Origin of the sequence: Massilia sp. X63 (assembly GCF_041023745.1) — a bacterium.
Taxonomy (GTDB): domain Bacteria; phylum Pseudomonadota; class Gammaproteobacteria; order Burkholderiales; family Burkholderiaceae_D; genus Telluria.
Genome location: NZ_JBFTEF010000001.1, coordinates 356,475 through 382,021, shown reverse-complemented (window position 1 = coordinate 382,021; position 25,547 = coordinate 356,475). Strand labels below are relative to the sequence as shown.

General features: G+C 68.1%; 24 protein-coding genes and 1 pseudogene. 14 read left to right on the top strand and 11 right to left on the bottom strand.

Annotated features, from left to right (window positions below):
* The first annotated feature begins 67 nt into the window (after positions 1-67).
* From AB3347_RS01705 to selD, 5 genes are all read left to right on the top strand, one after another.
* On the top strand, positions 68-1,399 hold the full coding sequence (locus AB3347_RS01705) for a transglycosylase SLT domain-containing protein (protein ID WP_369090040.1): 1,332 nt from the start codon (positions 68-70) through the stop codon (positions 1,397-1,399).
* 384 nt (positions 1,400-1,783) lie between these two features.
* Positions 1,784-3,472, top strand: coding sequence for a DEAD/DEAH box helicase (locus AB3347_RS01700; protein WP_369090039.1), 1,689 nt, complete (start codon positions 1,784-1,786; stop codon positions 3,470-3,472).
* A gap of 154 nt (positions 3,473-3,626) precedes the next feature.
* Positions 3,627-4,601: an IS1595 family transposase gene (locus AB3347_RS01695; protein WP_369090038.1), complete on the top strand. Its 975-nt coding sequence runs from the start codon at positions 3,627-3,629 to the stop codon at positions 4,599-4,601.
* Positions 4,602-4,700: 99 nt separating this feature from the next.
* Positions 4,701-5,705 (top strand): selenoneine biosynthesis selenosugar synthase SenB, encoded by a 1,005-nt coding sequence (gene senB, locus AB3347_RS01690; RefSeq protein ID WP_369090037.1) that lies wholly within the window; start codon positions 4,701-4,703, stop codon positions 5,703-5,705.
* Positions 5,702-6,757: a selenide, water dikinase SelD gene (selD, locus tag AB3347_RS01685; RefSeq protein ID WP_369090036.1), complete on the top strand. Its 1,056-nt coding sequence runs from the start codon at positions 5,702-5,704 to the stop codon at positions 6,755-6,757. The genes senB and selD overlap by 4 nt, the downstream gene beginning before the upstream one ends.
* Positions 6,758-6,792: 35 nt before the next feature.
* Here the strand turns inward: selD and AB3347_RS01680 are convergent, their stop codons facing one another.
* From AB3347_RS01680 to egtD, 6 genes and pseudogenes are all read right to left on the bottom strand, one after another.
* Complete coding sequence (locus AB3347_RS01680) at positions 6,793-7,326, bottom strand: glycoside hydrolase domain-containing protein (RefSeq protein ID WP_369090035.1); 534 nt, start codon at positions 7,324-7,326, stop codon at positions 6,793-6,795.
* Positions 7,278-7,478 (bottom strand): annotated as a pseudogene (locus tag AB3347_RS01675) (DUF2589 domain-containing protein); the annotation flags it as partial. The pseudogene AB3347_RS01675 and the gene AB3347_RS01680, both read right to left, overlap by 49 nt.
* Before the next feature lie 18 nt (positions 7,479-7,496).
* Positions 7,497-7,754, bottom strand: a complete 258-nt coding sequence (locus AB3347_RS01670; RefSeq protein WP_369090034.1) for a hypothetical protein — start codon at positions 7,752-7,754, stop codon at positions 7,497-7,499.
* A gap of 139 nt (positions 7,755-7,893) precedes the next feature.
* A complete protein-coding gene (locus AB3347_RS01665; protein ID WP_369090033.1) occupies positions 7,894-8,829 on the bottom strand; it encodes a YihY/virulence factor BrkB family protein in 936 nt (311 codons plus the stop codon).
* Positions 8,826-10,076, bottom strand: coding sequence for an ergothioneine biosynthesis protein EgtB (gene egtB, locus AB3347_RS01660; protein WP_369090032.1), 1,251 nt, complete (start codon positions 10,074-10,076; stop codon positions 8,826-8,828). The genes AB3347_RS01665 and egtB overlap by 4 nt, the downstream gene beginning before the upstream one ends.
* A complete protein-coding gene (egtD, locus tag AB3347_RS01655) occupies positions 10,076-11,047 on the bottom strand; it encodes an L-histidine N(alpha)-methyltransferase (RefSeq protein ID WP_369090031.1) in 972 nt (323 codons plus the stop codon). The genes egtB and egtD overlap by 1 nt, the downstream gene beginning before the upstream one ends.
* A gap of 200 nt (positions 11,048-11,247) precedes the next feature.
* Between egtD and AB3347_RS01650 the strand changes: the two genes are divergently transcribed.
* The 6 genes from AB3347_RS01650 to AB3347_RS01625 all read left to right on the top strand — a co-directional run bounded on the left by AB3347_RS01650 (position 11,248) and on the right by AB3347_RS01625 (position 15,726).
* On the top strand, positions 11,248-12,135 hold the full coding sequence (locus AB3347_RS01650; RefSeq protein WP_369090509.1) for a putative selenate ABC transporter substrate-binding protein: 888 nt from the start codon (positions 11,248-11,250) through the stop codon (positions 12,133-12,135).
* Positions 12,136-12,155: 20 nt separating this feature from the next.
* Complete coding sequence (locus AB3347_RS01645) at positions 12,156-12,974, top strand: phosphonate ABC transporter ATP-binding protein (RefSeq protein ID WP_369090030.1); 819 nt, start codon at positions 12,156-12,158, stop codon at positions 12,972-12,974.
* Positions 12,974-13,798: a PhnE/PtxC family ABC transporter permease gene (locus AB3347_RS01640; protein WP_369090029.1), complete on the top strand. Its 825-nt coding sequence runs from the start codon at positions 12,974-12,976 to the stop codon at positions 13,796-13,798. Before AB3347_RS01645 ends, AB3347_RS01640 begins: the two co-directional genes overlap by 1 nt.
* Entirely contained in the window at positions 13,795-14,583 is a 789-nt protein-coding gene (phnE, locus tag AB3347_RS01635) for a phosphonate ABC transporter, permease protein PhnE (RefSeq protein ID WP_369090028.1), read from the top strand. The genes AB3347_RS01640 and phnE overlap by 4 nt, the downstream gene beginning before the upstream one ends.
* Before the next feature lie 33 nt (positions 14,584-14,616).
* Positions 14,617-15,261 (top strand): ABC transporter ATP-binding protein, encoded by a 645-nt coding sequence (locus AB3347_RS01630; RefSeq protein WP_369090027.1) that lies wholly within the window; start codon positions 14,617-14,619, stop codon positions 15,259-15,261.
* Between the two features lie 177 nt (positions 15,262-15,438).
* Positions 15,439-15,726, top strand: coding sequence for a hypothetical protein (locus AB3347_RS01625; protein WP_036211798.1), 288 nt, complete (start codon positions 15,439-15,441; stop codon positions 15,724-15,726).
* A gap of 56 nt (positions 15,727-15,782) precedes the next feature.
* Here AB3347_RS01625 and AB3347_RS01620 read toward each other — a convergent pair whose 3' ends face one another.
* The 5 genes from AB3347_RS01620 to AB3347_RS01600 form a co-directional block, all read right to left on the bottom strand.
* Positions 15,783-16,154: a hypothetical protein gene (locus AB3347_RS01620; RefSeq protein ID WP_369090026.1), complete on the bottom strand. Its 372-nt coding sequence runs from the start codon at positions 16,152-16,154 to the stop codon at positions 15,783-15,785.
* A 281-nt stretch (positions 16,155-16,435) separates the two neighbouring features.
* A complete protein-coding gene (locus tag AB3347_RS01615; RefSeq protein WP_369090025.1) occupies positions 16,436-17,605 on the bottom strand; it encodes a two-component system response regulator in 1,170 nt (389 codons plus the stop codon).
* Positions 17,602-20,718 (bottom strand): response regulator, encoded by a 3,117-nt coding sequence (locus AB3347_RS01610; RefSeq protein WP_369090024.1) that lies wholly within the window; start codon positions 20,716-20,718, stop codon positions 17,602-17,604. The genes AB3347_RS01615 and AB3347_RS01610 overlap by 4 nt, the downstream gene beginning before the upstream one ends.
* Positions 20,702-21,580: a transporter substrate-binding domain-containing protein gene (locus tag AB3347_RS01605; protein WP_369090023.1), complete on the bottom strand. Its 879-nt coding sequence runs from the start codon at positions 21,578-21,580 to the stop codon at positions 20,702-20,704. The genes AB3347_RS01610 and AB3347_RS01605 overlap by 17 nt, the downstream gene beginning before the upstream one ends.
* A 151-nt stretch (positions 21,581-21,731) precedes the next feature.
* Positions 21,732-22,670 (bottom strand): hypothetical protein, encoded by a 939-nt coding sequence (locus tag AB3347_RS01600; protein ID WP_369090022.1) that lies wholly within the window; start codon positions 22,668-22,670, stop codon positions 21,732-21,734.
* A 160-nt stretch (positions 22,671-22,830) separates the two neighbouring features.
* Between AB3347_RS01600 and AB3347_RS01595 the strand changes: the two genes are divergently transcribed.
* The 3 genes from AB3347_RS01595 (at position 22,831) to AB3347_RS01585 (ending at position 25,362) form a co-directional block, all read left to right on the top strand.
* Positions 22,831-23,394 (top strand): hypothetical protein, encoded by a 564-nt coding sequence (locus tag AB3347_RS01595; protein WP_369090021.1) that lies wholly within the window; start codon positions 22,831-22,833, stop codon positions 23,392-23,394.
* A gap of 282 nt (positions 23,395-23,676) precedes the next feature.
* Positions 23,677-24,429: a glutathione S-transferase family protein gene (locus AB3347_RS01590; protein WP_369090020.1), complete on the top strand. Its 753-nt coding sequence runs from the start codon at positions 23,677-23,679 to the stop codon at positions 24,427-24,429.
* A 15-nt stretch (positions 24,430-24,444) separates the two neighbouring features.
* Entirely contained in the window at positions 24,445-25,362 is a 918-nt protein-coding gene (locus AB3347_RS01585) for an alpha/beta hydrolase (protein WP_369090019.1), read from the top strand.
* Positions 25,363-25,547 lie beyond the last annotated feature (185 nt).

Sequence of the window (25,547 nt, the reverse complement as noted above, 5' to 3'; positions counted from 1 at the left end):
GAAGCGTGACTACGTACACTGCCCCCTTGACCAGTACATCCGTTCCCGGATGCAACATTGGAAAGCGATGCACGACATGATCCGCAAGACTGTAGCGACTGCCGCGCTGGCACTGCTGGCCACCTCACCGCTCACCCACGCGATGGACAACGCGTCCCTCGCCGCCGTATCGGCCACGACCGCCGCCGCGCCGAATGCCCGCGTTGCCGCACCCCTGGCGCCCGGCCTGCTGAAGGCCGACGAGTACAAGGAAACCGACGTATGGGGCCGGATCCGCAGCGGCTATGCAATCCCCGACATCGACAACAGCCTGGTCAAGCGCCATACCCAGGCCTACAGCGCCCGTCCCGACAGCCTCAAGCGCATCTCGGGCCGCGCCTCGCCTTACCTCTACCACATCGTCCAGGAACTCGAAAAGCGCGGCATGCCGACCGAACTGGCCCTGCTGCCGGTCATCGAATCGGCCTTCAACCCGCAGGCCCTGTCCACCGCCGACGCCGCCGGCCTGTGGCAGTTCGTGCCGGGCACCGGCAAGGACTTCGACCTGAAGCAGAACATGTTCAAGGACGAGCGCCGCGGCGTGCTGGCGTCGACCGACGCGGCGCTGACCTACCTGCAGCGCCTGTACACCATGTTCGGCGACTGGCACCTGGCCCTGGCGGCCTATAACTGGGGCGAGGGCAATGTTCAGCGCGCCATCAAGAAGAACCAGGCACTGGGCAAGGGCACCGACTTCGAAAGCCTGGCCGACCTGATGCCGCTTGAAACCCGCAACTACGTACCGAAGCTGCAGGCCGTCAAGAACATCGTCGCCAGCCCGGCCCAGTACAACGTCGCCCTGCCGGCGATCGACAACCAGCCCTACTTCACCGCCATCGACAAGACCAGCGACATCGACCTCGCCGTCGCCGCCCAGCTGGCCGAAATGTCGCTCGACGAATTCAAGGCGCTCAATCCGCAGTTCAAGAAGCCGGTGATCACCGGCGGCGAAAAAACCAAGATCCTGCTGCCGAAGGCAAACGCCGAGAAATTCGAGCTGAACCTGGCCCAATGGGGCCGCGAACTGTCGACCTGGACCACCCACAAGATCACCAGCGCCCGCACCAGCATCGCCGCGCTGGCATCGAAGTTCGGCACCACGCCGGAAGTCATCCGCCAGGCCAACAACATCCCGGCGAAGTCGACCATCAAGGCCGGCTCGACCATCCTGGTGCCGAAGGCGTCCGCCTCGAATGCCGGCGACATTGCCGAAAACATCATCGACAACGCGGTGGTCGCCTTCGAAGCCGAACGCAGCCCGCGCGTGAAGGCATCAAGCTCGCGCTACAAGGCCAAGGCCGGCGGCTCCAACAAAAAACGCGTTTCCCGCAATACGTCTTCAAAGCGCAAGCAACGTTGATGCACATCAAGGCCGGCGCTTAGGCCAGCCTTAAGCGCCCTCCCACGCGACCGCACGACCGTGCGGCCGCGTGCAGACTTTTCCATTCTGATGTATAGTGTCGTTTGTGCGCTGCAATAGCACGTCCAAAACAGACAGCACGCAGCAGTTCACCGCAGTAATACAAGCAGCATCGCAAGCCTTGGCGACAAACGATCGCCCTTCTTAAAAGCCCTCCCGCCCTGCGTGTCAGCATCCAGACACCGTCCCGGCGCAAAGCTTTTGTGCCGAAATTTCTTTCATTTCTGAGTCATTTCGTAGTGTTGGTTCGCGTTGCTATTCTGCGCTCGTCGTTTTAGACACGACACGCGCGATCATGATTTAATTCCGAAAGTAAAAGTACACATGAGTTTTGAAGCACTAGGTTTACACGCGTCGATCGTCAAGGCAGTAGCGGCCGCCGGCTATACCAAGCCGACCCCGGTGCAGGAGCAGGCCATCCCTGCCGGCATCGCCGGCCGCGACCTGCTGGTGTCGTCGCAGACCGGCTCGGGCAAGACCGCGGCATTCATGCTGCCGGCCCTGCACAAGCTCGCCAACATGGAACCGGCGCCCCAGGCCCGCACCCCGGCGCAGAGCGCACAGTCGGCGCGCGCCCGTGGCGAACGCGTGCGTTTCACCCCGGCCCAGCCGAAGATGCTGGTCCTGACCCCGACCCGCGAACTGGCACTGCAGGTGACCACCGCGACCGAACAATACACCTCCGACATGCGCCGCATCCGCGCCGTGTCGATCCTGGGCGGCATGCCCTATCCGAAGCAGATGCAGTTGCTGTCGAAGAACCCGGAAATCCTGGTGGCGACCCCGGGCCGCCTGATCGACCACATGGAGTCGGGCAAGATCGACTTCTCGCAGCTCGAGATCCTGGTGCTGGACGAAGCCGACCGCATGCTCGACATGGGCTTCATCGACGACATCGAGAAGATCGTCGCCGCGACCCCGGCTACCCGCCAGACCATGCTGTTCTCGGCCACGCTGGACGGCGTGGTGGGCAACATGGCGCGCCGCATCACCAAGGATCCGCAGACGATCCAGATCATGAGCGCGGCCAACCGCCACGAGAACATTGTGCAGAAGGTGCACTTTGTCGACGACCTGTCGCACAAGAACCGCCTGCTCGACCACCTGCTGCGTGACGAGTCGATGGACCAGGCAGTGGTGTTCACCGCGACCAAGCGCGACGCCGACATGATCGCCGACCGCCTGAACATCGCCGGCTTCGCGGCCGCCGCCCTGCACGGCGACATGCACCAGGGCGCGCGCAACCGCACCCTGGACAGCATGCGCCGCGGCCAGGTGCGCGTGCTGGTGGCCACCGACGTCGCCGCCCGCGGCATCGACGTGCCCACCATCACCCACGTGGTGAACTACGACCTGCCGAAGTTCCCGGAAGACTACGTACACCGCATCGGCCGTACCGGCCGTGCCGGCCGCAACGGTCTCGCGATCTCGCTGGTGAACCACGCCGAGAACATGAACGTGCGCCGCATCGAGCGCTTCACCAAGCAGACCATCCCGGTCGACGTGGTGGAAGGCTTCGAGCCGAAGCGCGCCGCCCCGACCCGTTCGGCCAGCCGTCCGGGCTGGAAGCCGGGCGATGGCCGCAACAGCGGTCACAAGCCGGGCCAGCGCAGCTTCGCCAAGCCGGGTTACGGCGACCGTGCGCCGCGCGAAGGCGGGTTCAGCGGCGGCTATGCCGATCGCGCCCCGCGCGAAGGCGGCTATGCCCGCCCGGCGGCCGACCGTGGCCCGCGTGAAGGTTTCGGCGCGCCGCGCGAAGGCGGCTTCCGCCGCGACGCCGGACCGCGCGAAGGCGGCTTCGGCGACCGTCCGCAGCGTGAAGGCGGCTACAGCCGCCCGACCGACAGCCGTTACGCCGACCGCGGTCCGCGCGAAGCTGCACCGTCCGGCGCACCCCGCGAAGGCGGCTACCGCGGCAACCGCCCGGAAGGCGCACGCCGTGAAGGCGGCTACGCCAAGCCGGCGCACCCGCGCTCGGCCGACGGTACCCGTCGCAGCTTCGGCGAGTATTGATCGCTGCACCATAGGTGGCTGACCCAGGCCACCGATACGAACGGCTGCCTCGGCAGCCGTTTTTTTTGGCGCTGTCATCCTTTGCTATGGATGAGGTTTGAACTGCTGAGCTGTTTCATGGTCGAACACCGGTCTCCACCACCGGGAAACGAGCATGCGTACGCCTCAGTTCAAGAAGTGGTTTGCCAGACTGTCGGCCCTGAACCTGCCGCAGCGCCTGCACACGCTGGCCGCCCTGCAGCCGGCAGCCGGCCTGGCGCAGGTGGTGGCGCTGATCAGCCAGCTTGGCGCGGCGCAGCGGCGCTGTCCCGCTTGCGCCTGCGAACGGTACCACCGGCACGGCCAGGCCAATGGCCTGCCACGCTACCGCTGCCGCGCATGCAGGCGCACCTATAGCGACCTGAGCGGCACACCGCTGGCACGCCTGCGGCGGAGAGACAAGTGGCTGGATTACCTGGGCACGGTCCTGACTTCGACCTCGGTGCGGTCGGCGGCCGCCCAAGTCGGCGTGCACCGCAACACGGCCTTTCGCTGGCGCCACCGCTTTCTCGAGCGCGCCAAGCATGACCGCCCGCAACTGCTCAATGGCATTGCCGAGGCCGACGAGATGTTCCTGCTGGAGTCGCAAAAGGGGGCAAAAAAGCTCGACCGCCCGGCGCGCAAGCGCGGCGGCCGTGCCGGCAAGCGCGGGATCTCCCGCGAGCTCGACTGCATCCTGGTGGCGCGCGACCGTGGCGGGCAGACCATCGATGCCGTGGTCGGACGCGGCGCGCTGACGGCGGCGCACCTGGCGCGCCACCTGCTGCCCAGGCTCGACCGGCAAGTGCTTCTGGTCAGCGACGGGCATGCCGCTTACCGGGCCTTCGCCCGCCAGCACGGCATTGCGCACCAGGCGGTCGACTTGCGCGCAGGGATACGCCTACGCCGGAGCGCCGCCGGCGCGATCCACGTCCAGAATGTGAACGCCTACCACAGCCGCTTTCGCCAGTGGTTGAGCCGCTTTCGCGGCGTGGCCTCGCGCTATTTGCCCAACTACCTGGGCTGGCGCTGGGCGCTCGACGGCAACCGGATCACCTCTGCCGAACAATTGCTACGCATCGCGATCGGGGTCATCCATAGTCAACGATGACAGCGCTTTTTTTTCGTCCGCGCCCACACCCTGCCGCCCTCGGCGCAGTGCCGGGCGCCCGGCGTATAATCGCGATCCCGTCTTCTGGAGAACCCGGCAGTGCGCAAGCACATCCTCATCGTCAGCCCGGCATCGGCACGCGAGAACAACGGCAACTGGCAGACCGCCAGCCGCTGGGCGCGCTTCCTGCGCGCTGCGCACCGGGTGCGGATCGCCGGCGCCTGGTCGGCAAGCGATCCGGCGCCGGACCTGATGGTGGCCCTGCATGCGCGCCGTTCGGCGGCGGCGTTGGCCACGTTCGGCAAGGCGCATCCGGAGCGTCCCTCGGTGCTGGTCCTGACCGGGACCGATCTGTACCGCGATATCGCGCACGACCCGGCGGCGCGCGCCTCGCTCGACCATGCCGCTGCCCTGGTGCTGCTGCAGCCTGCCGGCCTGGCGCTGCTCCCCGACGAACTGCGCGCCAAGGCGCGGGTCATCTACCAGTCCGCCCCGAGTCTGCGCCCTTATCGACGCAGTGCCGCGCCGCGCTTCGCCGACATCGTCATGATCGGCCACCTGCGCGCCGAAAAAGACCCGCTCACCTTCATCCGCGCCGCCGCGCTGGTGCGCCATCCGGCCGCGCGCCTGCTGCACATCGGCGGCGCGCTCGATCCGGCGCTGGGCCAGGCCGCCCAGGCCGCGCAAGAATGCAACCCGCGCTACCGCTGGCTCGGCGCCCTGCCCCACGCGGCCGCGCGCCAGCGCCTCAAGCGCTGCCACGCGATGGCGATCGCATCCAGCATGGAGGGCGGGGCCAACGTCATCATCGAAGCCGTCACCAGCGGGGTGCCGGTGCTGGCCTCAGACATCAGCGGCAACCGCGGCATGCTGGGCGAGGACTATGCCGGCTACTTCCCGCTGGGCGACGCGGCCGCGCTGGCGCGCCTGGTCGACCGTTCGCTCGACGACCCGGCATTCGATGCCCTGCTGCGGCGCCAGTGCGCCGCGCGCGCCGCCCTGTTCGCACCAAGCGCCGAGCAAGCGGCCGTGCGCGACTTGGTGGATAATCTTTTACTTGCCGCGCCCGGCGCGACCCACACATCAACTGGAAGACATCGATGAGCACGACGACCGAACAACCCATCAAACTGACTTCGTTCTCGCACGGCGGCGGCTGCGGCTGCAAGATCGCGCCGGGCGTGCTGTCCGAGATTCTGAGCAAATCCACCGGCTTCCCGGTGCCGAAAGAGCTGATGGTCGGCATCGAGACCGCCGACGACGCCGCCGTCTACAAGCTGAACGACGAGCAGGCCCTGATCGCCACCACCGACTTCTTCATGCCGATCGTCGACGATCCCTTCGACTTCGGCCGCATCGCCGCAACCAATGCGATCTCGGACGTCTACGCGATGGGCGGCACGCCGATCATGGCGCTGGCCCTGGTCGGCATGCCGGTCAACAAGCTGCCGCTCGAGACCATCGGCCAGATCATCCGCGGCGGCGAGTCGGTGTGCGCCGATGCCGGCATCCCGATCGCCGGCGGCCACACCATCGACTCGGTCGAGCCGATCTACGGCCTGGTGGTGATGGGCCTGGTGCATCCCTCCAAGGTCAAGCGCAATGCCGACGCCCGTGCCGGCGACGTGCTGGTGCTCGGCAAGCCGCTCGGCGTGGGGGTGCTGTCGGCCGCGCTGAAGAAGGACGCGCTGGGCGAGGAAGGCTATGCCGCGATGATCGCCAACACCACCAAGCTGAACAAGCCGGGCCGCCTGCTGGCCGACATGCCGGGCGTGCACGCGCTCACCGACGTCACCGGTTTCGGCCTGCTCGGCCACCTGCTCGAACTGGCGCGCGGCGCGCAGCTCTCGGCCACCCTCGACATGGCCCGGGTGCCGCTGCTGCCGGGCGTGCTGCAGCTGGCCCAGGACGGCTTCTTTACCGGCGCCTCCGGGCGCAACTGGGATGCCTATGGCAAGGATGTGGAACTCGGCGCCGCCGTCACCCCGGCCCAGCGCGCGCTGCTGACCGACCCGCAGACCTCGGGCGGCCTGCTGGTCGCCTGCGACCCGGCCAGCGTGGACGAGGTGCTGGCGCTGTTCGCGCGCGAAGGCTTCGCCGACGCGGCGGTGATCGGCCGCATGGAAGCGGGCGCGCCGCGCGTGCAAGTCGACTGAGCCGCTCGCAGGGCGGCGCCTCCACCTGAGCCCGCTCAGCCGGGCTGGAACAGCCCGGCGTCGCCGGACGGATTGGTGCTGTCCGGATCGATGTCCAGCACGCCGCCGTCCACCGCGATGGTCTTCGGCAGCGCCTGGATCAGGTCGTAGCGCCGGGCCTGGGCGAAGGCTTTCGAGCCGGCGAAGCCGGTCGACTGCGACAGCCAGCTGCAGTCGGCCTGTCCGTGGTCGAGGAGGAAGCCGCAGCACATGCCCGAACCATAGACGCCGAGGCGGTAGCCGCTGCCCAGCGTGGAGGTGACGCCGGCGAAGTAGTCGGCCACCGGCCCTTCGAGGTCGGCCTGCGTCGGATCGTAGTCGACCGCGAAATAGATGCTCAAACCAAGCGGCTGCCCGACCGCGCGCGCCAGCGCCAGCGCGCCGGCGCCGTCCGGTTGTCCCTGGTTGCGGCTGAAGTAGCCGGCGTGGGTGCCGGCGCTTTCCCATGCACCGCGCGCCGCTCGATCGAGACCTTGCCGTTGCGGCTGGCCTTGTGCGGCACCTGCATGGTGACGCTGCGCGCCTCCCATTGACCGTCGGGGAATTGCAGCTCGGCCTTCTGGCCGGACGCGGGCACGAAGTACTGCGCCGGTTCTTCCATGTGCTGCTCGGCGACGCTGCGCTGCGCCTCCACGACTGCGCGCTTGACGCCGGCCAGCAGGCGGCCCAGCTTGATCGACATGAGCCGGTCCCTTCGCGATCAGCGCACGCGGCGCTGGGGGCCGGCAAGCTCGCCCAGGCCGTCGATGCGCAGGTGGCCGAGGCGGAAACCGTCGCCCTCGCCGCTGCCGTCATAACCGGATTCGCCGGATTCGCCGGACTCGCCGGCCGGCAGCCGGAGCGGCGCCGGCTTGCGCAGCGACAGCGCGACCGCGCTCAAGACCAGCAGCACGAGCAGCATGACCACCAGCGCAAGCGCGACCGGCGGGGGAAGAACGAAGGCGACAGTTTGGCTCATGGCATCTCCCGATAAGGTTGATCTCGCGCCCGATTGAGCTAGCCCAAGGTCGGCGCAAGGCCATACTGTGCCACTGCCTTACTGAAAGAAATTGATTAAACGCAAGTACGAACTCGTACCAGCATTTTCCTACCGGAACTCAAGCCGGCGGCTCGGTCTGCAAGGGTTCGGCCGGCCGGTCGGTCAGGCCATGGCCGACGCGCTCGTATTCGGCGATCACCTGGGCGCCCAGCAGCAGCAAGGTGGCGGCGATCTCGAGGCTGAACATCACCACGATGGCGGTCGTCATCGAGCCGTACACGACGTTCACCTGCGACAGGGTCGAGAAGTACCAGACCAGCACGTGGCGCGCCAGCTCCCACAGCAGCGCCGCGCTTATGCCGCCGACCAGCGCATGCCAAAGCGACAGCCGGCCGACCGGCATCACCAGGTAGATCGAGGTCAGCACCAGGATTTCGCCGAACAGCCCGAGCAGGTAGAGCAGCACGCCCGAGACCCCGCCCAGCGACCAGCGGTAGCCGAACAGCCAGACGCTTTCCTTGCCCAGCACTTCGAGCGTGCCCGCCACCAGGGTGACGATCATGACGCCGAAGCCCAGCGCCAGGATGTAGCAATACGGCAGCACGGCCGAGACCAGGAAGTGACGGCGCCGCACCGCCACCCGGTGGATGAAGATCACGCTCATCGCGTTTTCCAGCACCGTGAAGGCCAGCGAGCTGAAAAACAGCATGGTCGCCCCCAGCACCCAGGTGATCAGCTCGCGGTTCTCGAGGAAGTGCGCGACCTCGGCCACGATCGGCTTGGTCTGTCCCGGCACCAGCAGGCCGAGGTAGCGCTGCAGGGTGTCGAGCAGCTCGGCCTGGTCGATGAAGTGCGACAGCGCCACCACCACCAGCATCAGGAAGGGCACGATCGACAGTAGCGCGTAGTAGGCGACGGCGCCGGCCAGCAGCAGGCCCTGGTTGGCGCGAAACCCCCGGATCACCTGCAGGGCGAAGCCCAGCGGATGGGCCAGGATCCAGGCATTCGCGCGCTGGTCCAGCATGCGCTCGCGCCAGCTGCGGCGCCGGCTCATCGGGCCAGCCTGATCCCGGTGAACTGCCAGCGCGCCCCGGCCGGGAAGAAGTTGCGGTAACTGGCGCGGGCATGGCCTTCGGGGGTGGCGCAGGAGGAACCGCGCAGCACGTACTGGTTGACCATGAACTTGCCGTTGTACTCGCCGATGGCGCCCGCGGCCGGCGCATAGCCGGGGTAAGCCGCATAGCTGCTGCTGGTCCATTGCCAGCAAGCCCCGAACATCTGCAGCAGGCCTTCGCCGTCGGCCGGCGCCGGGTGCAGGGCGCCGTCGGCCAGCGCCGCCTGGCGCGCGGCGAATTCCCACTCGGATTCGGTCGGCAGGCGCAGGCCGGGCTCGCGGATCGCGCGCCAGCGCGCATACGCATCGGCCTCGTACAGCGAGACGTGGGTGACCGGGCGCGCCAGGTCGAGCGCCTGCACGCCGTGCAGCGTGAATTCGCTCCAGGCGCCGTCGGCGCCGGCGATCCAGTACAGCGGGTGCGGGATCTCGCCGCTGCACACCCGGTCCCAGCCCTCGGCCAGCCACAGGGAGGGGTCGCGGTAGCCGCCGGCCTCGACGAAGGCCAGGTACTCGCCGTTGGTGACCAGGCGCGAGGCCAGCTCGAAAGGCGCGACATAGGTGCAGTGGCGCGGCAGCTCGTTGTCGAAGCAGAAACCGCTGCCGCCGTAGCCGATCTCGGCCAGGCCACCGTCGAAGCCGATCCAGGCGGTCGGCTCGGGCGCCACGCCCGCTTCCATCGCTTGCGGCGTATAGGCCGGGTACAGGGGATTCTGGGCCAGCAGGTGCTTGAAGTCGGTGAGCATCAGTTCCTGGTGCTGCTGCTCGTGCTGCAGGCCCAGCTCGAGCAGGCCGGCAACGGCGGAATCGGCTGGGCCGGGACCGGAGGCCAGCAGGCGCGCGATGCGGCGGTCGACATCGTTGCGGTAGGCGCGCACTTCGTCCAGCGAGGGCCGGGTGAGCAGGCCGCGCTGCGGGCGCGGGTGCTTGGCGCCGATGCCGTTGTAGTAGGAGTTGAACAGTACCCGGAAAGCCGGATGGAAAGGCGCGAAATGGCGCTCATGGGATTCGAGGATGAAGGTCTCGAAGAACCAGGTGGTGTGCGCCAGGTGCCACTTGACCGGACTGGCGTCCGGCATCGACTGGGCGCAGCAATCTTCGCTCGACAGCGGCGCGGCGATCTCGAGCGAGCGCCGGCGGATCCGTTCGAACGCGTGCAGGAGGTCTTCGCGCTGCCCGATGCCCATTACTGAACCGCCTGTGCGTGGATCACCGCGAACCAGCGCTGCGGGTCGGTCCACACGCGGGTGGCCTCGAACCCGGAGCGCTCCAGCAGCGCGATGGCGTCGGCCTGCTGGTACTTGTAGCTGTTCTCGGTGTGGATGCGGTCGCCCGGCTCGAAGACGCGCGAACAGGCCTGTCCGCCGCAGCACCAGTGCACCTCCTGCCGCCGCACCGCTTCCAGGTGCATCTCGACCCGCCCGCGCGCGGGCTTGTAGAAGCCGTGGTGGCGCCAGGCGCGGATGTCGAAATCGGCGTCGACCAGGCGGTTCACGTGGCGCAGCAGGTTCAGGTTGAAGGCGGCGGTGACGCCGAGCGCGTCGTCGTAGGCGGCATCGAGCGTGGCCTGGTCCTTGGCCAGGTCGACGCCGAGCAGCACGCCGCCATCCGGGCCGCACTGGGCGCGCAGGCGCACCAGGAAGGCCTGCGCCTCGTCCGGCGTGAAGTTGCCGATCGAGGAACCCGGATAGAAGAACAGGCGGCGTTCGGGCCGCACCTGGAGGGGCAGCTCGAAGCGGCTGGAAAAGTCCATGCCCAGCGCTTCCATGTCGATGTGCGGGAAACGCAGGCGCAGGCGCTCGAGCGCCTCGCACAGGAATTCGGTCGAGATGTCGACCGCCACGTACTGGGCGGGCGCGAGCAGAGGGAACAGCGCGGCCGCCTTGGCGCAATTGCCGGCGCCCAGGTCGACCAGGGTGGCCCCGGTGCCGGCCACGCGCGCGATCTCGGCGCCGTGGCGCGCGAAGATGGCCGCCTCGGTGCGGGTGGGGTAGTACTCGGGCAGCTCGCAGATGGCCTCGAACAGCCGGGAGCCGAGCGCGTCGTACAGGAACTTCGGCGAGATCCATGCCTCCGGCGCCTGGAGGCCGGCATGCAGCTCGTCCGCCACATGGGCATTGGCGGCGCGCGGGCGGTCTTGCGTGCAGGAGATGTGCATAAGCGTTATCATTCGTGCCGCCACACCGCCGGATGCGCCATGGCATAGGGTTCGATCAGGTTTCGTTAGACAGCGGACCCGCACGGCGAGTTGCTGTTTTTGCCATAATACCGGATTCCTGATTTTCGCCGCACCCGGAAGCCGTGCTGCCGTGACGTCCCCGGTTCACTATTTTCCATTACTCAATAAGAATGCCAACCATGACCTCGTTCTCGTCCTTGCGTGTCTTGAAAACCATGTTCGCTGCCGCTACGGCGGGCCTGATGTTCGCCGTTGCCGGCGGCGCCGCTGCCCAGAACACGCCCGGCGTGCTGCGCGTCTCGGCGATTCCCGACGAAGCCCCGACCGAACTGCAGCGCAAGTTCAAGCCGCTGGGCGACTACCTGGCCAAGGCCACCGGCCTGAAGGTCGAGTTCACCCCGGTGACCGACTACGCCGCCTCGGTCGAAGGCCTGATCAACCGCAAGATCGACATGGTCTGGTTCGGCGGCTTCACCTTCGTGCAGGCCAACGTGCGCAGCAAGGGCCAGGTGACGCCGCTGGTGCAGCGCGCCGAAGACGAGAAATTCCGCTCGGTCTTCATCACCACCAACCCGTCCATCAACAAGCTGGAAGACCTGAAGGGCAAGACCCTGTCCTTCGGTTCGGAATCCTCGACCTCGGGCCACCTGATGCCGCGTTCCTACCTGCTGGCGGCCAAGATCAACCCGGACACCGACCTGAAGCGCGTCGCCTTCTCGGGCGCGCACGACGCCACCGTGGCGGCGGTCGCGGGCGGCAAGGTCGATGCCGGCGCGCTCAACATCTCGGTGTGGGACAAGCTGGTCGAAACCAAGAAGGTCGACCCGAAAGTGGTGCGCGTGTTCTACACCACCCCGGGCTACTACGACTACAACTGGACCGTGCGCAGCGACATGAACCCGGCCCTGCAGAAGAAGATCCTTGAGGCCTTCCTGGCGCTGGACGCCTCGACCCCGGAAGGCAAGCAGATCCTGGAACTGCAGCGCGCCACGAAGTTCGTCCCGACCAAGGCCTCGAATTACCAGGCGATCGAAGCGGCGGCGCGCAATGCGGGCCTGCTGAAGTAAGCGGGAGTACGGTACTAGCGATGACTTTCCAGCTCGAGAAACTCACGGTACGGCACCTGGCGGCGGCGCGCGACACGGCGCCCGCCCTCTCCGCCCTCGACCTGGTCGTCGCGCCCGGCGAGCAGCTGGCCCTGATCGGCCCTTCCGGGGCCGGCAAGACCACCCTGCTTGCCACCCTCGCCTGCGCCCACCGGCCCGCGCACGGCGGCTTTGCCGTGTTCGGGCAAGACCCCTGGGCCTTGTCCCAGGCGGCGCGCCACCGCCTGCGCGCGCGCCTGTTCCTGGCGCCGCAGACGCCGCCGCTGCCGCCGCGCCAGCGCGTGGTGACCGCGGTGCTGGCGGCGCGCCTGCCCCACATGAGCCTGTGGCAGGCCTTTGCCTCGCTGGTGCGCCCAAGCGACCCGGACGCCGCGCACGCCGCCCTGGCGCGCTTCGGCCTGGGCGACAAGCTGTATGCACGGGTCGACCGCCTGTCCGGCGGCGAGCGCCAGCGCTGCGGACTGGCGCGCCTGCTGCTCTCCAGCGCCGAAGCCCTGCTGGTGGACGAGCCGATCTCCGCGCTCGACCCGGCGCTGGCGCGCCATACCCTGGCCACCCTGCAGCAGGAAGCCGCCGGCCGCCGTGCCGCGCTGGTCTGCAGCCTGCACCAGGTCGAGATGGCGCGCGCCCATTTCCCGCGCCTGGTCGGCCTGCGCGCCGGCCGCATCGTGTTCGACGCCCCCACCGCGCAGGTCAGCGATGCCATGATCGCGGCGCTGTACGAGAACGAGAACGTCCAGCCCCAGCCCGTGCATCCGCACGATTCGCCCGACCGGATCGCCGTCGGCGCCTGTTTCTGATGACCGCCGTGCTGCATCCGGACCCGGCCTGGCGCGGCCGCGTCACCGCTACCTTCGTGTGCCTGCTGCTGCTGTGGCCGATGCTCACGGCAAGCGAGTTCAAGCCCTGGATCCTGTTCGACCCGCAGAGCCTGGCCGCGGCCGGGCACTTCCTGTCCGACTTCCTGCACCCGGCCCACGGGAGCGAATTCCTGGCGCTGGTGCTGCGCGAGACCTGGCAGACCGTGGCCATCGCCACAGCCGGCCTGAGCCTGGCGCTGCTGGGCGCGGTCCCGGCCACCATGGTGATTACGGAGCGCCTGTCGATTTCGCGCCTCGGCACCGGGCGCATGCGCCCAGGTGCACGCCTGCTGCGCCAGCTGCTGCGCTGGCTGCTGGTGCTGCTGCGCAGCGTGCCGGAACTGGTATGGGCGCTGCTGTTCGTGCGCATCGTCGGCCTCGGGCCGACCGCCGGCGTGCTGGCCATCGCCCTCACCTATTGCGGCATGCTGGCCAAGGTGCATGCCGAGATCCTCGAATCGTCCGACGCCCACGCCACCGACGTCCTGCTGGCCAACGGCAGCGGGCGCCTGCCGGCCCTGCTGTACGGGGCCCTGCCCGCATCCAGCGCCGAACTGGTGTCCTACACCGTCTACCGCTGGGAGTGCGCGATCCGCGGTTCGGCGGTGATGGGTTTCGTGGGCGCCGGCGGCCTGGGACAGCGCATGGAGGAGTCGACCAAGATGATGGCGGGCGGCGAAGTGTCTACCATGCTGATCATGTTCGTGCTGCTGGTCGCCCTGGCCGACCTGGTGTCGAAACTGCTGCGCCGGAGGCTGGCATGAAGGCCGCGCTCCCGCCGCCGCGGCGCCCGCTCGGCACCCTGGTGCTGCTGGCCTGCCTGCTCATCCTGGTGGTCGCCAGCTTCGCCTCGCTGCCGCTGCAGTGGTCCGCCTTCTTCACGCCGGAGGCCGTCACCTCGGCCAGGGAATTCCTGGCCGGCTTCGCACCGCCCGAGACCGGCCACGCCTTCCTGGTCAAGACCGCCGGCGCCTTGTGGGAGACCCTGGCCATGTCGCTGGTGGGCACCCTGCTGGCCGTCGGCGGCGGCATGCTGCTGGCCCTGCCCGCGGCCGGCCGCCTGGGCCAGGCCTTGCGCGCAGCCACCCGGGTCCTGCTGAACGTGCTGCGCTCGATCCCGGAACTGGTCTGGGCCGCGCTGCTGCTGGTCGCGGCCGGGCTCGGGCCCTTCGCCGGCACCCTGGCCCTGGCGGCGCACACCAGCGGCGTGCTGGGACGCCTGTTCGCCGACGCCCTGGAGAACGTCGAGCCGCTGCCGGAGGCGAGCCTGCGCAACAACGGCGCCGCGCCGCTGGCGGCCTTCCTGTACGCTACCCTGCCGCAGGCGCTGCCGCAAATGCTGTCCTATACCCTGTACCGCTGGGAGAACAACATCCGCGCCGCCGCGGTGCTGGGCGTGGTCGGCGCCGGCGGGCTGGGCCAGATGCTGAAATACCACCTGTCGCTGTTCCAGATGCAGAACGCGGCGACGGTCGTGATCGCGATGCTGCTGCTGGTGGCGGCGGTGGACGCCCTGAGTTTCGCGCTGCGCCGCGCACTGACGCGCTGACGCTTCGATTCGCCGACCATCCCCGGGAGAAGCATGCTCGTCCTCGACAACCTGACCAAGTCCTATGGCGGCCGCAGCGTGCTGTCCGGCCTCTCGCACAGCTTCCGCGCCGGCGAGTTCGTCGCCATCATGGGCGAGTCCGGGGTCGGCAAGTCGACCTTGCTGAACATCATCGCTGGCCTGGACGCCCCCGACGCCGGCCAGGTGATCGTCGACGGCACCCCGATGTCAGCGCTCGACGACGACGCCGCGACGCGCCTGCGCCGCACCAGCATGGGCTTCATCTTCCAGGCTTTCCACGTGCTGCCGCACCTGACGCTGCGCCAGAACGTGGCGCTGCCGCTACTGCTCAACCACGCACCCGACGCGCGCGCCGACGAGATGCTGGACGCCGTCGGCCTCGGCGGACGCGGCGCCGACTTCCCGCGCCAGCTGTCCGGCGGCGAACTGCAGCGGGTGGCGATCGCGCGCGCGCTGGTGCACCGCCCCGCCCTGCTGCTGGCCGACGAGCCGACCGGCAACCTCGACCCCGAGACCGCCGAGGGCATCCTGGCCCTGCTGCGCCGCGAAACCCGCGCCAGCGGCGCCGGCGCCATCATGGTCACCCACTCGCACGCCGCGGCCGCCATGGCCGACCAGGTACTGCTGCTGACACGTTCCGGATTGAAATTAGCGTAAATTCCGCGAAGAAAGACGCATGTTGCAGAACGTTACGCTCAACTTGTGAATCGTGCGTGGCGCAATCGTAGTAATATCACAACGACCCGCCAACAAATCCTGATCACAACAGGCAGGACTTATTTCCAGAACAGTCGATCTGTCCCGAATCCATGTTTACATATTCGGAGAAGCAACATGAGCGTACGACAGAAAAAACAGGAAATGCTCGCCGCGATGCACCGGGCGCGCGCCCTGGAACCGTCGAGCTTCGTGCCCAATAAACTGCTCGACACCCTGATCGAGCGGATGCAGCTGAAGAACGATGCCGAACTGTGCCGCGTGCTGGAGGTGCAGCCGCCGATCATCAGCAAGATCCGCCACCGCAAGCTCAACGTCGGCGCCACGATACTGCTGCGCATGCACGAAAAATCGAACATCCCGATCCGCGAGCTCAAGGAACTGACCAGCGCTTCCATTCATTAGCGCACGTGCACGGCGCACTCCCGCGCCCACCAGCGGACCGTGGGCGCAGGAAGCCGCTACGCTGCGGCCGGAGGACGCCCGGTCTTGAGCTGGGGCAGCGCCGCCAGCACCGAGCGCAGCGTGGCGATGTCGACCTGGCCCAGCAGGGCCACGCCGATGCGCAGCAGTTCGCTCTTCTTGACGTCGATGCCGGCGCGCAGGCAGGCCTGCTTGACGTCGGCCAGCACGGCGTACTCCTGCTCGGGCATGGTGAAGCTGTCGCGCACCAGCGCCGGACGCGCCGGTGTCGCATCGCGCACCGCGGCCTCGACGGCCGGCGCCTTGCGCGCGGCGCGCTTGGGCGCGGGGGCCGCCAGCGACTTGGCGGCGGCCTTCACGGCGGCCTTGACGGCCGGCCTGGCGGCGGGTTTGGCCGCGGGTTTGGTCACGGGATTGGCTGCGGGTTTGCCTGATTTTGCGGGTGCGGCCTTGACGGGCACGGCCTTCACAGCCGGCATTCTTACCGCCTTCGCCGCTGCTTTTGGCGCTGCCTTGGGCGGCACTTTGGCCGCCTTGGCCACTGCTTTTGCAGCCGGCCTGGCGGCCTTGGCTGCCGGCGTCACGGCAGCTGACTTCCTGGGCATTACTGACTCCATCGTTCAACAAGCTAAACAATATAGTCGATTTGCCCCGCGACTGCCAACACGCTGGTCAATGCTCCGGGCCGGCGCTAGCCGCCATCCTGCTGCGCCAGCTCGTCCTCGTCGGCGTATTCCTGCGCGATACGCCTGAATTCGGCTTCCAGTGCAAAGAAGGCATCCAGCACGTCCGGATCGAAATGGGTGCCGCGTCCCTGCGCCATGATCTCGAGCGACTGCGCATGGGTGAAGGGCGGCTTGTACACGCGGCGCGAAATCAGCGCGTCGTAGACGTCGGCCACCGCCATCAGGCGCGCCGACACGGGAATCGCCTCGCCACGCAGGCTTTCCGGATAGCCGCTGCCATCCCATTTCTCCTGGTGCGAATGGGCGATCTCGCGCGCGAACATCAGGAAGCTGTTGGTGCCGCCCAGGTGCTTCTCGGCCAGCATGATGGTGTCGTGGCCGTAGGCCGCGTGCAGCTTCATCACCTCGAATTCCTCGGGGTCGAGCTTGCCCCGCTTCTGCAGGATGTGGTCGGGGATCGCCACCTTGCCGATGTCGTGCAGCGGCGCCGACTTGGTCATCAGCTCGATGTTCTCGTCGCTCAGGCTGGCGGCGAAGCGCGGGTGGCTGCGCAGCCTGGTGGCCAGCGCGCGCATGTAATGCTGGGTGCGGCGGATGTGGTTGGTCCCGCCGCCGTCCGGGCCCTGGCCGTCGCGGGTCTCGGCCATCGCCCCCATCGCCAGGATCAAGGCCTCCTGCACCAGCAGCAGCTGCGCGGTGCGCTGCTGCACCATCCGCTCCAGGTTCTGGTTGTGCTCCTCCAGCTGCCTGCGCGCCGCGCGCAGAGTCAGGTGGGTCGAGACGCGCGCGAACAGGATCGGCGGGCTGATCGGCTTGCCGAGGTAGTCCACCGCGCCCACCGACAAGCCCATGGCCTCGTCCTCGATCTGGTTCTTCGCGGTCAGGAAGATCACCGGGATGTCGGCGGTGGCCGGATTGGCCTTCAGCTGGCGGCAGGTCTCGTAACCGTCCATACCGGGCATCATCACGTCGAGCAGGATCAGGTCCAGGTCCGGGGTGGCGCCGGCCACCTGCAGCGCGGTACTGCCGTTGGTGGCGACCTTGGTGTGGTATTTGTCTTTCAGCAGGCGCAACAGCAGCATGATGTTGTCGGGCGTGTCGTCGACGATCAGGATCGTCGGCCGGTAGGGCTGTGGCTGCGCTTGTGGCTGCAACTTGTCCTTCAGGGCATTCATATGTGTTCCGCAATGGAGGGGGAAGCGCCCCTGCCCTGGCTGAGCACCAGGCGGGCTTCTTCGAATTCGTAACGCGACAGGTGGGCCTCGAGGCGCGCCAGCGCACCGGGACCGAGCAGGCGGCCCAGCGGCGCGCGCACGGTGTCGAAATAATCGGTGGCTTCGCCCGAGAACTCGGCCAGCAGGCTTTCCAGCCGGGCCGCCGCCTGCATGGCCGCTTCGGCGTCGTTCGGGTCCGCCGTGGCGCCGGCCGGCGCGGCAGCCGGGACTTCGGGCGCGTTGGCGAAATAGCAGTCGAGCGAATCCATCAGGTCGGTGATGGCGCGCTCGAGGGCCGACACGCTGCGGTCGAGCGCGGCCAGGTCGGGCGCCGGCCTGCCGACGCCTTCCTCGATCTCCTGCGCGAGCGACTGCAGCTCGCGCGCGCCGATGTTGCCGGCCACGCCGCGCAGCGAATGCGCGCGGCTGGCCACCTCGCGCAGGCGTCCGCCGTCGAGGTCGCTGCGGATGCTGCAGCCGGCGTCGCGCTGCGAAGCGCGGAAGCGGTCCAGCAGCTCGACGTAGAGCGCGCTGTTGCCGCCCACGTTGCGCAGGCCGAAGCTGGAATCGATGCCGGCCAGCCCCGGCAGCGGCGCCAGGTCGGCGGCCGACAGGGCCGGCGAGGAAAACCGCGCCGGCATCGCCTTGCCGATCCAGCGCGCCAGCGTGGCAACCAGTTTTTCCGGGTCGACCGGCTTGGTGATGTAGTCCTGCATGCCCTCGCTCAGGCAGCGTTCACGGATCTCGGCCAAGGCATGCGCCGTCATCGCAATGACCGGCAGCTCGTCGAAGCGCGGGTCCTTGCGCAGTTCCACGGTCGCCGCATGGCCGTCGAGTTGGGGCATCTCGAGGTCCATCAGCACCAGCCGATAGCCGCCCGGCCCGGCCTGGTGCAGCTTTTCCAGCGCCTGGTGGCCGGTCGAGGCGACGTCGACGTCCACGCCCTGGGCCTCGAGCAATTCGCGCGCGATCTGCTGGTTGACCAGGTTGTCCTCCACCACCAGCACGCGCGCGCCGTGCTGGTGGCTGCGCGCCACCCCGCCCCCGGCCACGCCGGTCCGGGCGGCGCTGTACAGGCCGGACAAGGTGTCCATCAGCGCCGACTGCACGAAGGGCTTGAACAGGAAGCCGTCCACGCCCGCCTCCTCGGCCCGGGCCTGCACGTCCTCGCGCCCGAAGGCGGTCACCAGCACGGTGAGCGGCGGCGCGCGCAAGGCCTGGTTGGCGCGGACGCGGCGCACCAGTTCGATGCCGTCCATGCGCGGCATGCTGCAGTCGGTGAGCACCAGGCGGTACGGCATGCCGGCGGCGTCGGCGGCCACGATCGCGCCCTCGGCGTGGCGCGCATCCGAGGCGCATTCCACCCGCAGCGGCAGCGCCGCCAGGGCTTCGCGCAGGATGGCGCGCGCCAGCGCGCTGTCGTCCACCACCAGCACCCGCGCGCCGCTCAGTTCGGGCGGCGCGGCCATGGCCGGTTCCGGTTCGCCCGACAGCGCGAAGTCGAGGTCGAAGTGGAAGGTCGAGCCGGCGCCGGGCGCGCTGTCGACCGCGATGCGCCCGCCCATCAGGCCCACCAGCTGCTGCGAGATCGACAGCCCGAGGCCGGTGCCGCCGTATTCGCGGGTGGTCGAGCCGTTGGCCTGGCTGAAGGCGCGAAACAGCTTGGCCTGCTGTTCTTCGCCGATGCCGATGCCGGTGTCGCGCACCGCGAAGCGCAGCTTGACGCGGCCGGGCTCGCCCCCTTTCAGCGGGATGCAGGACAGCTGCAGCTCGCCGGCGGGCGTGAACTTGACGGCGTTGTTGACCAGGTTGATCAAGACCTGTCCCAGGCGCAGCGGGTCGCCCACCAGCTTGCGCGGCACCGCGTGCGGCACGTGGAACAGGTATTCGAGGCGCTTGTCGGCGGCGCGCTGGCTGGTCACGCTGGCCACGTTGCCGAGCACTTCGTCGAGGCAGAACGGGACCTGCTCGACGTCCAGCTTGCCGGCCTCGATCTTGGAAAAATCGAGGATGTCGTTGATGATCCCGAGCAGCGACAGCGCGGCGCGGTGGATCTTGCCGACGTAGTCCTGCTGCTTGGGATTCAGGTCGGTGCGCAGCGCCAGGTAGGCCATGCCGATGATCGCGCTCATCGGCGTGCGGATCTCGTGGCTCATGTTGGCCAGGAATTCGGACTTGGCGACGTTGGCGGCTTCCGCGCGCAGGTTCGACTGCGTCAGCTCCTCGGTGCGGGCGGCGATCTTCTGCTCCAGGTCTTCGTTCAGCTCGCGCAGCTGCTGCTCGATGCGGCTCTTCTCGCGCAGCAGGCCGGAAGTCGCCTGCTCGGCCTGGCGCAGCCGGTTCAGGGTGTCCCGAAAGCTGCGCACCGCCGACGACAGGCGCCCGACCTGGTCGCGCCGGCCGATCCCGGACAGGCGGATGTCGGTTGCGCCGCGCGCCAGCTTCTCGAGCGCGTCCTGGATGTCGGCGAAAGGCTGCGACATGCGGCGCCCCACCACGAACACGCAGCCGACGATGGCCAGCGTCAGCAGGATGTTGGCGGCGGCCGTGTGGATAATCTGCTGGCGCAGGTCCTGGTCGATCTGCTCGCGCGAGAAGGCCAGCTCGATCACGCCGACCGAATAGGTGCGGGTGCCGTCGTTGTAGCTGATGCGGCGGCGCACGCGCAGCGCTTTACCTCCGTCCTCCTGCGCGCCGTCCTCGTGTGCACCGGTATTCCCGAGCGCGGCCTGCAGGGTGCCGTCGGGCGAAAGCACGCGCAGGGTCTGCACCTCGGGCGTGGCGCCGAGCGCATCGACCACCGAGGACACGGCGGCGCTGTTGATGTCGAACAGCGGACGCGCCAGCGCGTGCGACAGCACCGTGGCCTGGCGCTCCATGCGCTCCTGCAGGCGCGCATCGGCTTCCAGGCGCAGGGTATGCAGGGTGTAGGTGGTGTAGACGCCGGTCGACAGCGCGACCGCGAGCACGATCCCGGCGCCGAGCCGGAACACGATGTTCTGGCGCCAGTTCTCGACCAGCCGGCGCGGCACGGCGCGCAGGCCCCTGCCGTGGCGCTTAATGGCTGCCTCCATGCTCACGCTCCATGATTGCCGCGCTGCTTGCGGCGCGGCCGCGGCCCTCGCCGCTCGCGCGGCTGCCAAACTGGCGTCCGCCGAGCTCCTGCTGCTCGCGCTTGCGGTAGGCCGGGCTGGTGCGCACCTCCTCGACCGCGTCCCACAAGCGCGCGGCCAGCTGCGGCTGGGCCGCGGCCAGGGCATTCGAGAGCACCAGGAAATAGGGTTTCTCGATCAGCGGCACCGGCAGCAGCTCGAGCCGCTTGCCGTAGGGCCCGCGCATCAGGCGCGCGGCGTCGCCGCCGCCCAGCGCCGCACCGGCCAGGCGGCCCGCGATCAGCTTCTGCGCCAGCTCGTCCGAGCGCTGGCTGCCTTCGTCAGTCTGCGCGCCCTGCGCGCGCAGGAAGTCGCCCACCGAATAGCCGAGCTGGAAGCCGATCCGTCCTTCCAGGTTGCGGAAGGCCTTGCCGTCCCAGTCGAGCCGGCTGCCGCGGCGGCGCACCAGCATGTAGGTATCGGTATGCATGCGCTTGGATGGATCGGCGCGCGGGTTCGGGGCGCCGGCGGCCACGCCCGGATAGGCGCCGAGCGCCATCCGTTCGCGATTGAAGCTGACCGCGAAGGCGCCGCCGACCTGGTTGGCCTTGAGCTGCGCGAGGCAGCGCTTCCAGGGCATGCTCTGGTAGTCGAAGGTGACGCCGGTGCGCCTGGCCACCTCGGCCAGCAGTTCGAAGTTCAGGCCGCCGCCGTCGAGCGTGCGCCAGGGACGCACTTCCTGGCGCTCGAAACACAGGGTGATGTGCTCGCCCGGCGCGCCGATGGCCCGGGCGTGCACCAGCAGACAGGAGACGGCCAACGCGGACAGGAAAAAGCGGAACATGGAAAAACGGTGGGAGCATGGTTGAACGGACAACAGAAGTATGCCACCAGAAGTTTCCAAAAACAGTAAAAAGAGGGAGCCGGTGCGGAAAACGACATTCGGGGTACCCGGCCAGGGACCTGAGCGGCGCCCGGGTCCCCGCCGGCCGCGCTCAGGCGGCGGCCGCGCCGGGGGCGGCCCGGCGGTGCAGGTCCCACAGCGCGCCCACCCGCAGGCCGGCGCGGACCGGCGCCACCTCGGCCAACCCGCATTCCTCCACCAGCGCGACCAGCAGCGCCAGCCCACCAGCCAGGTGCGGGACGCGCGCCGCCGCCGGCCAGGCCAGGCGCACCCGGGCCAGGTGGCCGGCCTCCAGGAAGCGCGCCCGCAGCGCGCGCAGGGTGTCCGGGGTCAGGCGCTGCGCGCCGGCGATCTCGCTGAGCGCCCGCACGGTCCCGCAGGCGCCGTAGGCCACTTCCCAGCGCCCCCCGGCCAGTGCGCTCTCGGCGAACCGGCTGCGTCCGGAGCGCACGGCGGCGTCGAAGCCGGCCGCATCGATGCGGCCGTCGCCGAAGAAGCTCAGGCTCTGGCGCACCGCCCCTACCCTGAACGATTCGACGCGCTCGACCACCGCCCCCCGGCCCAGCACCAGTTCGGTCGAGGCGGCGCCGATGTCGAGCACCAGGCGAGCGCACCCGCTTGGCGCGCCCGCGTCGTCCAGGGTGCTGGCTACGCCCAGGTAAACCAGGCGCCCGGTCTCGTCGCCGGCGACCAGTTCGATCGGGCGCCGCAAGGCCGTTTCGGCGGCGGGCAGGAACACGGCGGCGTTGCGGGCCATCCGGAGCGCGGCGGTGGCGACCACCCGCACCGCCTGCGGACGCCAGGCGTCGAGCGTCTGCGCAAAGTCGCGCAGGCAGGCCAGCGCGCGCCGCATCGCGGCTTCGCACAGGCTGCCGTCCTCTTCGAAGGAGGCGGCCAGCGCCACCCGCTCGCACAGGGACGCCTCCAGCACCAGTTCATCGCGCTCGATGCGCCCGACGTGCAGGCGAAAACTGTCGGAGCCGAGTTCGACGGCGGCGTAGCGGAAAGGAGGGAAGGATGGAGGATGCATGGGACGCTCCGGCAACGGCGATGCCGCAGGATAGGTCCGGGAGATGACCGGCGTGTGACGGGCCTGCAGGGTGCAACACCCGGCCAACGGTGACAGAGCGCGCATTTCCACAGCCGGCCAACTGCTAACATGCACCATTCGATTGACAGGAGGAGCCTCGATGATCACGCTGTTTTCGCGGTTTGGCCCGGCAAAGCCCGCTTATGCCATCCTGTTGCTCGGCATCCTGGCGAGCCCGGGAAGTCATGCCTGCTTTGCCCCTCCCATGGAACAGGTCGTCACGCCGGACGAGCAGATCGCACTGGCCAGCGATGTCGTCGTTGCCAGGGTGGTTCGCGCCACCCCGTTGGCGCCCTTGTTGTCGCATTCAAATGGTGGCGGCCGCCCGGCCGTGGAATACGAATTCGACGTCCAGGAGCGCCTGCTGGGTCCGGACGAACGACGCTTTGTCCTCATTGGCGCGCAAGGGGAAAACCGGCGCGCGTCACCATCGAACGACCACCGTGACGCCGCTTTCTGGCAGCGTGGCGGAGGGCGCTTGCATAACGATTCCGACTGTGTCCTGCGGCCGAATTTTGTCGTCGGCGAACACTATCTGATCTTCCGCGGCAAGCCTGCCACCTGGCGCAGCTTCGAACACATCGAGACCGTCCGCGGCAGGCCGGATCCGGACGACCGCTGGCTGGCTTACGTGAAGGAAAAGCTGACAGGCCGGCAGCCTTGACGTTCTTGCGGCGCGATCTCGCATCCTGCCGCGCAGGATTGGCGAGGTCGGTTTCTGGCCGGCAGCGGCGCTAACTCGGCCGTCTGTATTTCGACTGTGGATTCAACTGGGGAACGGAGAATCTCGACGAGCTAGCGGGACGGCTGAAACAGCCCCTGGGGAAATGCGTCCCCTCCCCGGCCCGGTCGTGTTCCTGCTTATGAATGTCGGATTGGATGGAGCAATCTGGAGTAAGCTACTACCGAGCGTGCTCATACGGTGCGTTCGAGCCGAGGAGGCCCTGTGATCATCGTCTACAAGTATGGTTACCCTGCTGGCACCGATACGCCTGACATCAGTCCATTCGTTATCAAGCTGGAAACGTGGCTGCGCATGTCAGGCATCCCTTACGAGACGCGCACCGGCACCCGGCGTGAAATGCCGAAAGCAAAACTCCCTTCGGCACGCGTGGATGGGCGCCTGATCGCCGACTCTTCCTTCATTATCGCTTACCTCCAGAAGCACGATCCACGCGCACTTGACGACACCCATCTCGACCCGGTGCAGCAAGCCCAGGCGGAGGCAATCCAGTGCATGGCCGAAAGCCAGTTATATTTTGCAGGCTTTTACTTTCGCTGGTGCGTTGACACGAACTTTGTCCGTTACCGGCCTTTGTTGCTCGACTACGCAAAGCGCAGTGTGGCTGGCTGGCAGCGCCCGTTGCTGCCGGTACTGGGACCGCTAGCCATTTCCCTGATCCGTCGCCAGAAAATGCGCCAGGTGTGGGCGCAGGGAATGGCCCGCCACTCCGCAGATGAGGTCGTAACCATCGGTCGCAGCGCATTACAGGCTTTAACCACACTGCTGGGCGAGCAAGCCTATCTTTTCGGCGCCACGCCGAGTACCGTCGACGCAAGCGTGTACGGCCAACTGCATGCGCTGGTCAAGCACCCGTTTCCCGGGCCCTTGCAAGACTTCGCCCTGGCCCGGCCAGAACTGTTGGCCTACCACGACCGCATCAAGCAGCGCTACTGGCCGGCGGCAGCACCGGGTTGAAGGATCGGCGGAGCGATGAAACAGCGCCTGGACGTCAAGTTCGCATCTGGCCAGCAGGGCGAGCATTGCCTGGCCTGGTTGTACGAGCCCGATGGAATCGGCCCGTTCCCTGTCATCGTCATGGCGCACGGATTGGGAGGCGTCAGGGAGATGCGCCTGGACGCGTTTGCCGAACGATTTTCGATGGCGGGTTATGCGTGCCTCGTATTCGACTACCGGCATTTCGGCGCCAGCGAGGGCCATCCGCGCCAGCTGCTCGTCATCGACCGCCAGCTCCAAGATTGGTCTTGTGCCATTGCCTTTGCACGGGAGCAAGAGCAGCTACGCCCTGCCCAGGTCGTCCTGTGGGGGACATCGTTCGGCGCGGGCCATGTGATCGTCAGCGCCGCGCGGGATCACCGGGTGGCAGCTGCAATTGCCCAGTGCCCTTTTACCGACGGGATTGCCTCAGCCCTGGCCATGAACTGGCAAAGCAGCCTCAAAGTGACGGCGATGGCGGTTTGCGATGTGCTTGGCTCCCTGCTGGGGCTGGCGCCGGTTTTCGTAGCCACCGCAGGCCCGGCCGGATCGGCAGCGCTCATGTCGGCCCCCGATGCGCAAGCCGGATTCCTGGCCCTGGTGCCGGAGGGCCTGGCCTTTCATAATCGGGTAGCCGCACGTGCGGCACTGGACATCCTGACTTACCGCCCGGGCCGCAAGGCGGCGAAAGTGGCCTGCCCTATCCTGTTCTGTATTTGCGACAGGGATTCGGTCGCGCCCGCGGCGCCGAGCCTGCGCTATGCAAAAGGCGCGCCGGCAGCCGAGGTGCGCCTCTATCCGGAACGACACTTCGATCTCTACGTGGGCGAGGCGTTCGAACGGGTCGTTGCCGACCAACTCGCGTTTCTCCGGCGCTGCGTTCCCACGCGCCTGGACGATCGATACACTGACTAACAGCGCCTGACACAACCCCAACAGCAAGGCGCAGCGTCGAAGCAGTACGCTAGTACGGCGAGACGATGCAACGCAGCGATTGGGGGAATTGTTAGGCGCTTCAAACCTGCGCGGCCTGGCCGCCGCGCTCACCGGAGCGAGACATGGGAGATACCGGCGTTACGGGATCGAGCGAAGTATCCTGG

What these genes read in the sequence shown, in the direction of transcription:
- AB3347_RS01705 (WP_369090040.1), top strand. Translation starts at nt 68, where the DNA reads ATGCACGACATGATCCGCAAGACTGTAGCGACTGCCGCGCTGGCACTG.
- AB3347_RS01700 (WP_369090039.1), top strand. Translation starts at nt 1,784, where the DNA reads ATGAGTTTTGAAGCACTAGGTTTACACGCGTCGATCGTCAAGGCAGTA.
- AB3347_RS01695 (WP_369090038.1), top strand. Translation starts at nt 3,627, where the DNA reads ATGCGTACGCCTCAGTTCAAGAAGTGGTTTGCCAGACTGTCGGCCCTG.
- selD (WP_369090036.1), top strand. Translation starts at nt 5,702, where the DNA reads ATGAGCACGACGACCGAACAACCCATCAAACTGACTTCGTTCTCGCAC.
- AB3347_RS01680 (WP_369090035.1), bottom strand. Translation starts at nt 7,326, where the DNA reads ATGGGAGGCGCGCAGCGTCACCATGCAGGTGCCGCACAAGGCCAGCCG.
- AB3347_RS01670 (WP_369090034.1), bottom strand. Translation starts at nt 7,754, where the DNA reads ATGAGCCAAACTGTCGCCTTCGTTCTTCCCCCGCCGGTCGCGCTTGCG.
- AB3347_RS01665 (WP_369090033.1), bottom strand. Translation starts at nt 8,829, where the DNA reads ATGAGCCGGCGCCGCAGCTGGCGCGAGCGCATGCTGGACCAGCGCGCG.
- egtB (WP_369090032.1), bottom strand. Translation starts at nt 10,076, where the DNA reads ATGGGCATCGGGCAGCGCGAAGACCTCCTGCACGCGTTCGAACGGATC.
- egtD (WP_369090031.1), bottom strand. Translation starts at nt 11,047, where the DNA reads ATGCACATCTCCTGCACGCAAGACCGCCCGCGCGCCGCCAATGCCCAT.
- AB3347_RS01650 (WP_369090509.1), top strand. Translation starts at nt 11,248, where the DNA reads ATGACCTCGTTCTCGTCCTTGCGTGTCTTGAAAACCATGTTCGCTGCC.
- AB3347_RS01645 (WP_369090030.1), top strand. Translation starts at nt 12,156, where the DNA reads ATGACTTTCCAGCTCGAGAAACTCACGGTACGGCACCTGGCGGCGGCG.
- AB3347_RS01640 (WP_369090029.1), top strand. Translation starts at nt 12,974, where the DNA reads ATGACCGCCGTGCTGCATCCGGACCCGGCCTGGCGCGGCCGCGTCACC.
- phnE (WP_369090028.1), top strand. Translation starts at nt 13,795, where the DNA reads ATGAAGGCCGCGCTCCCGCCGCCGCGGCGCCCGCTCGGCACCCTGGTG.
- AB3347_RS01630 (WP_369090027.1), top strand. Translation starts at nt 14,617, where the DNA reads ATGCTCGTCCTCGACAACCTGACCAAGTCCTATGGCGGCCGCAGCGTG.
- AB3347_RS01625 (WP_036211798.1), top strand. Translation starts at nt 15,439, where the DNA reads ATGAGCGTACGACAGAAAAAACAGGAAATGCTCGCCGCGATGCACCGG.
- AB3347_RS01615 (WP_369090025.1), bottom strand. Translation starts at nt 17,605, where the DNA reads ATGAATGCCCTGAAGGACAAGTTGCAGCCACAAGCGCAGCCACAGCCC.
- AB3347_RS01610 (WP_369090024.1), bottom strand. Translation starts at nt 20,718, where the DNA reads ATGGAGGCAGCCATTAAGCGCCACGGCAGGGGCCTGCGCGCCGTGCCG.
- AB3347_RS01605 (WP_369090023.1), bottom strand. Translation starts at nt 21,580, where the DNA reads ATGTTCCGCTTTTTCCTGTCCGCGTTGGCCGTCTCCTGTCTGCTGGTG.
- AB3347_RS01600 (WP_369090022.1), bottom strand. Translation starts at nt 22,670, where the DNA reads ATGCATCCTCCATCCTTCCCTCCTTTCCGCTACGCCGCCGTCGAACTC.
- AB3347_RS01595 (WP_369090021.1), top strand. Translation starts at nt 22,831, where the DNA reads ATGATCACGCTGTTTTCGCGGTTTGGCCCGGCAAAGCCCGCTTATGCC.
- AB3347_RS01585 (WP_369090019.1), top strand. Translation starts at nt 24,445, where the DNA reads ATGAAACAGCGCCTGGACGTCAAGTTCGCATCTGGCCAGCAGGGCGAG.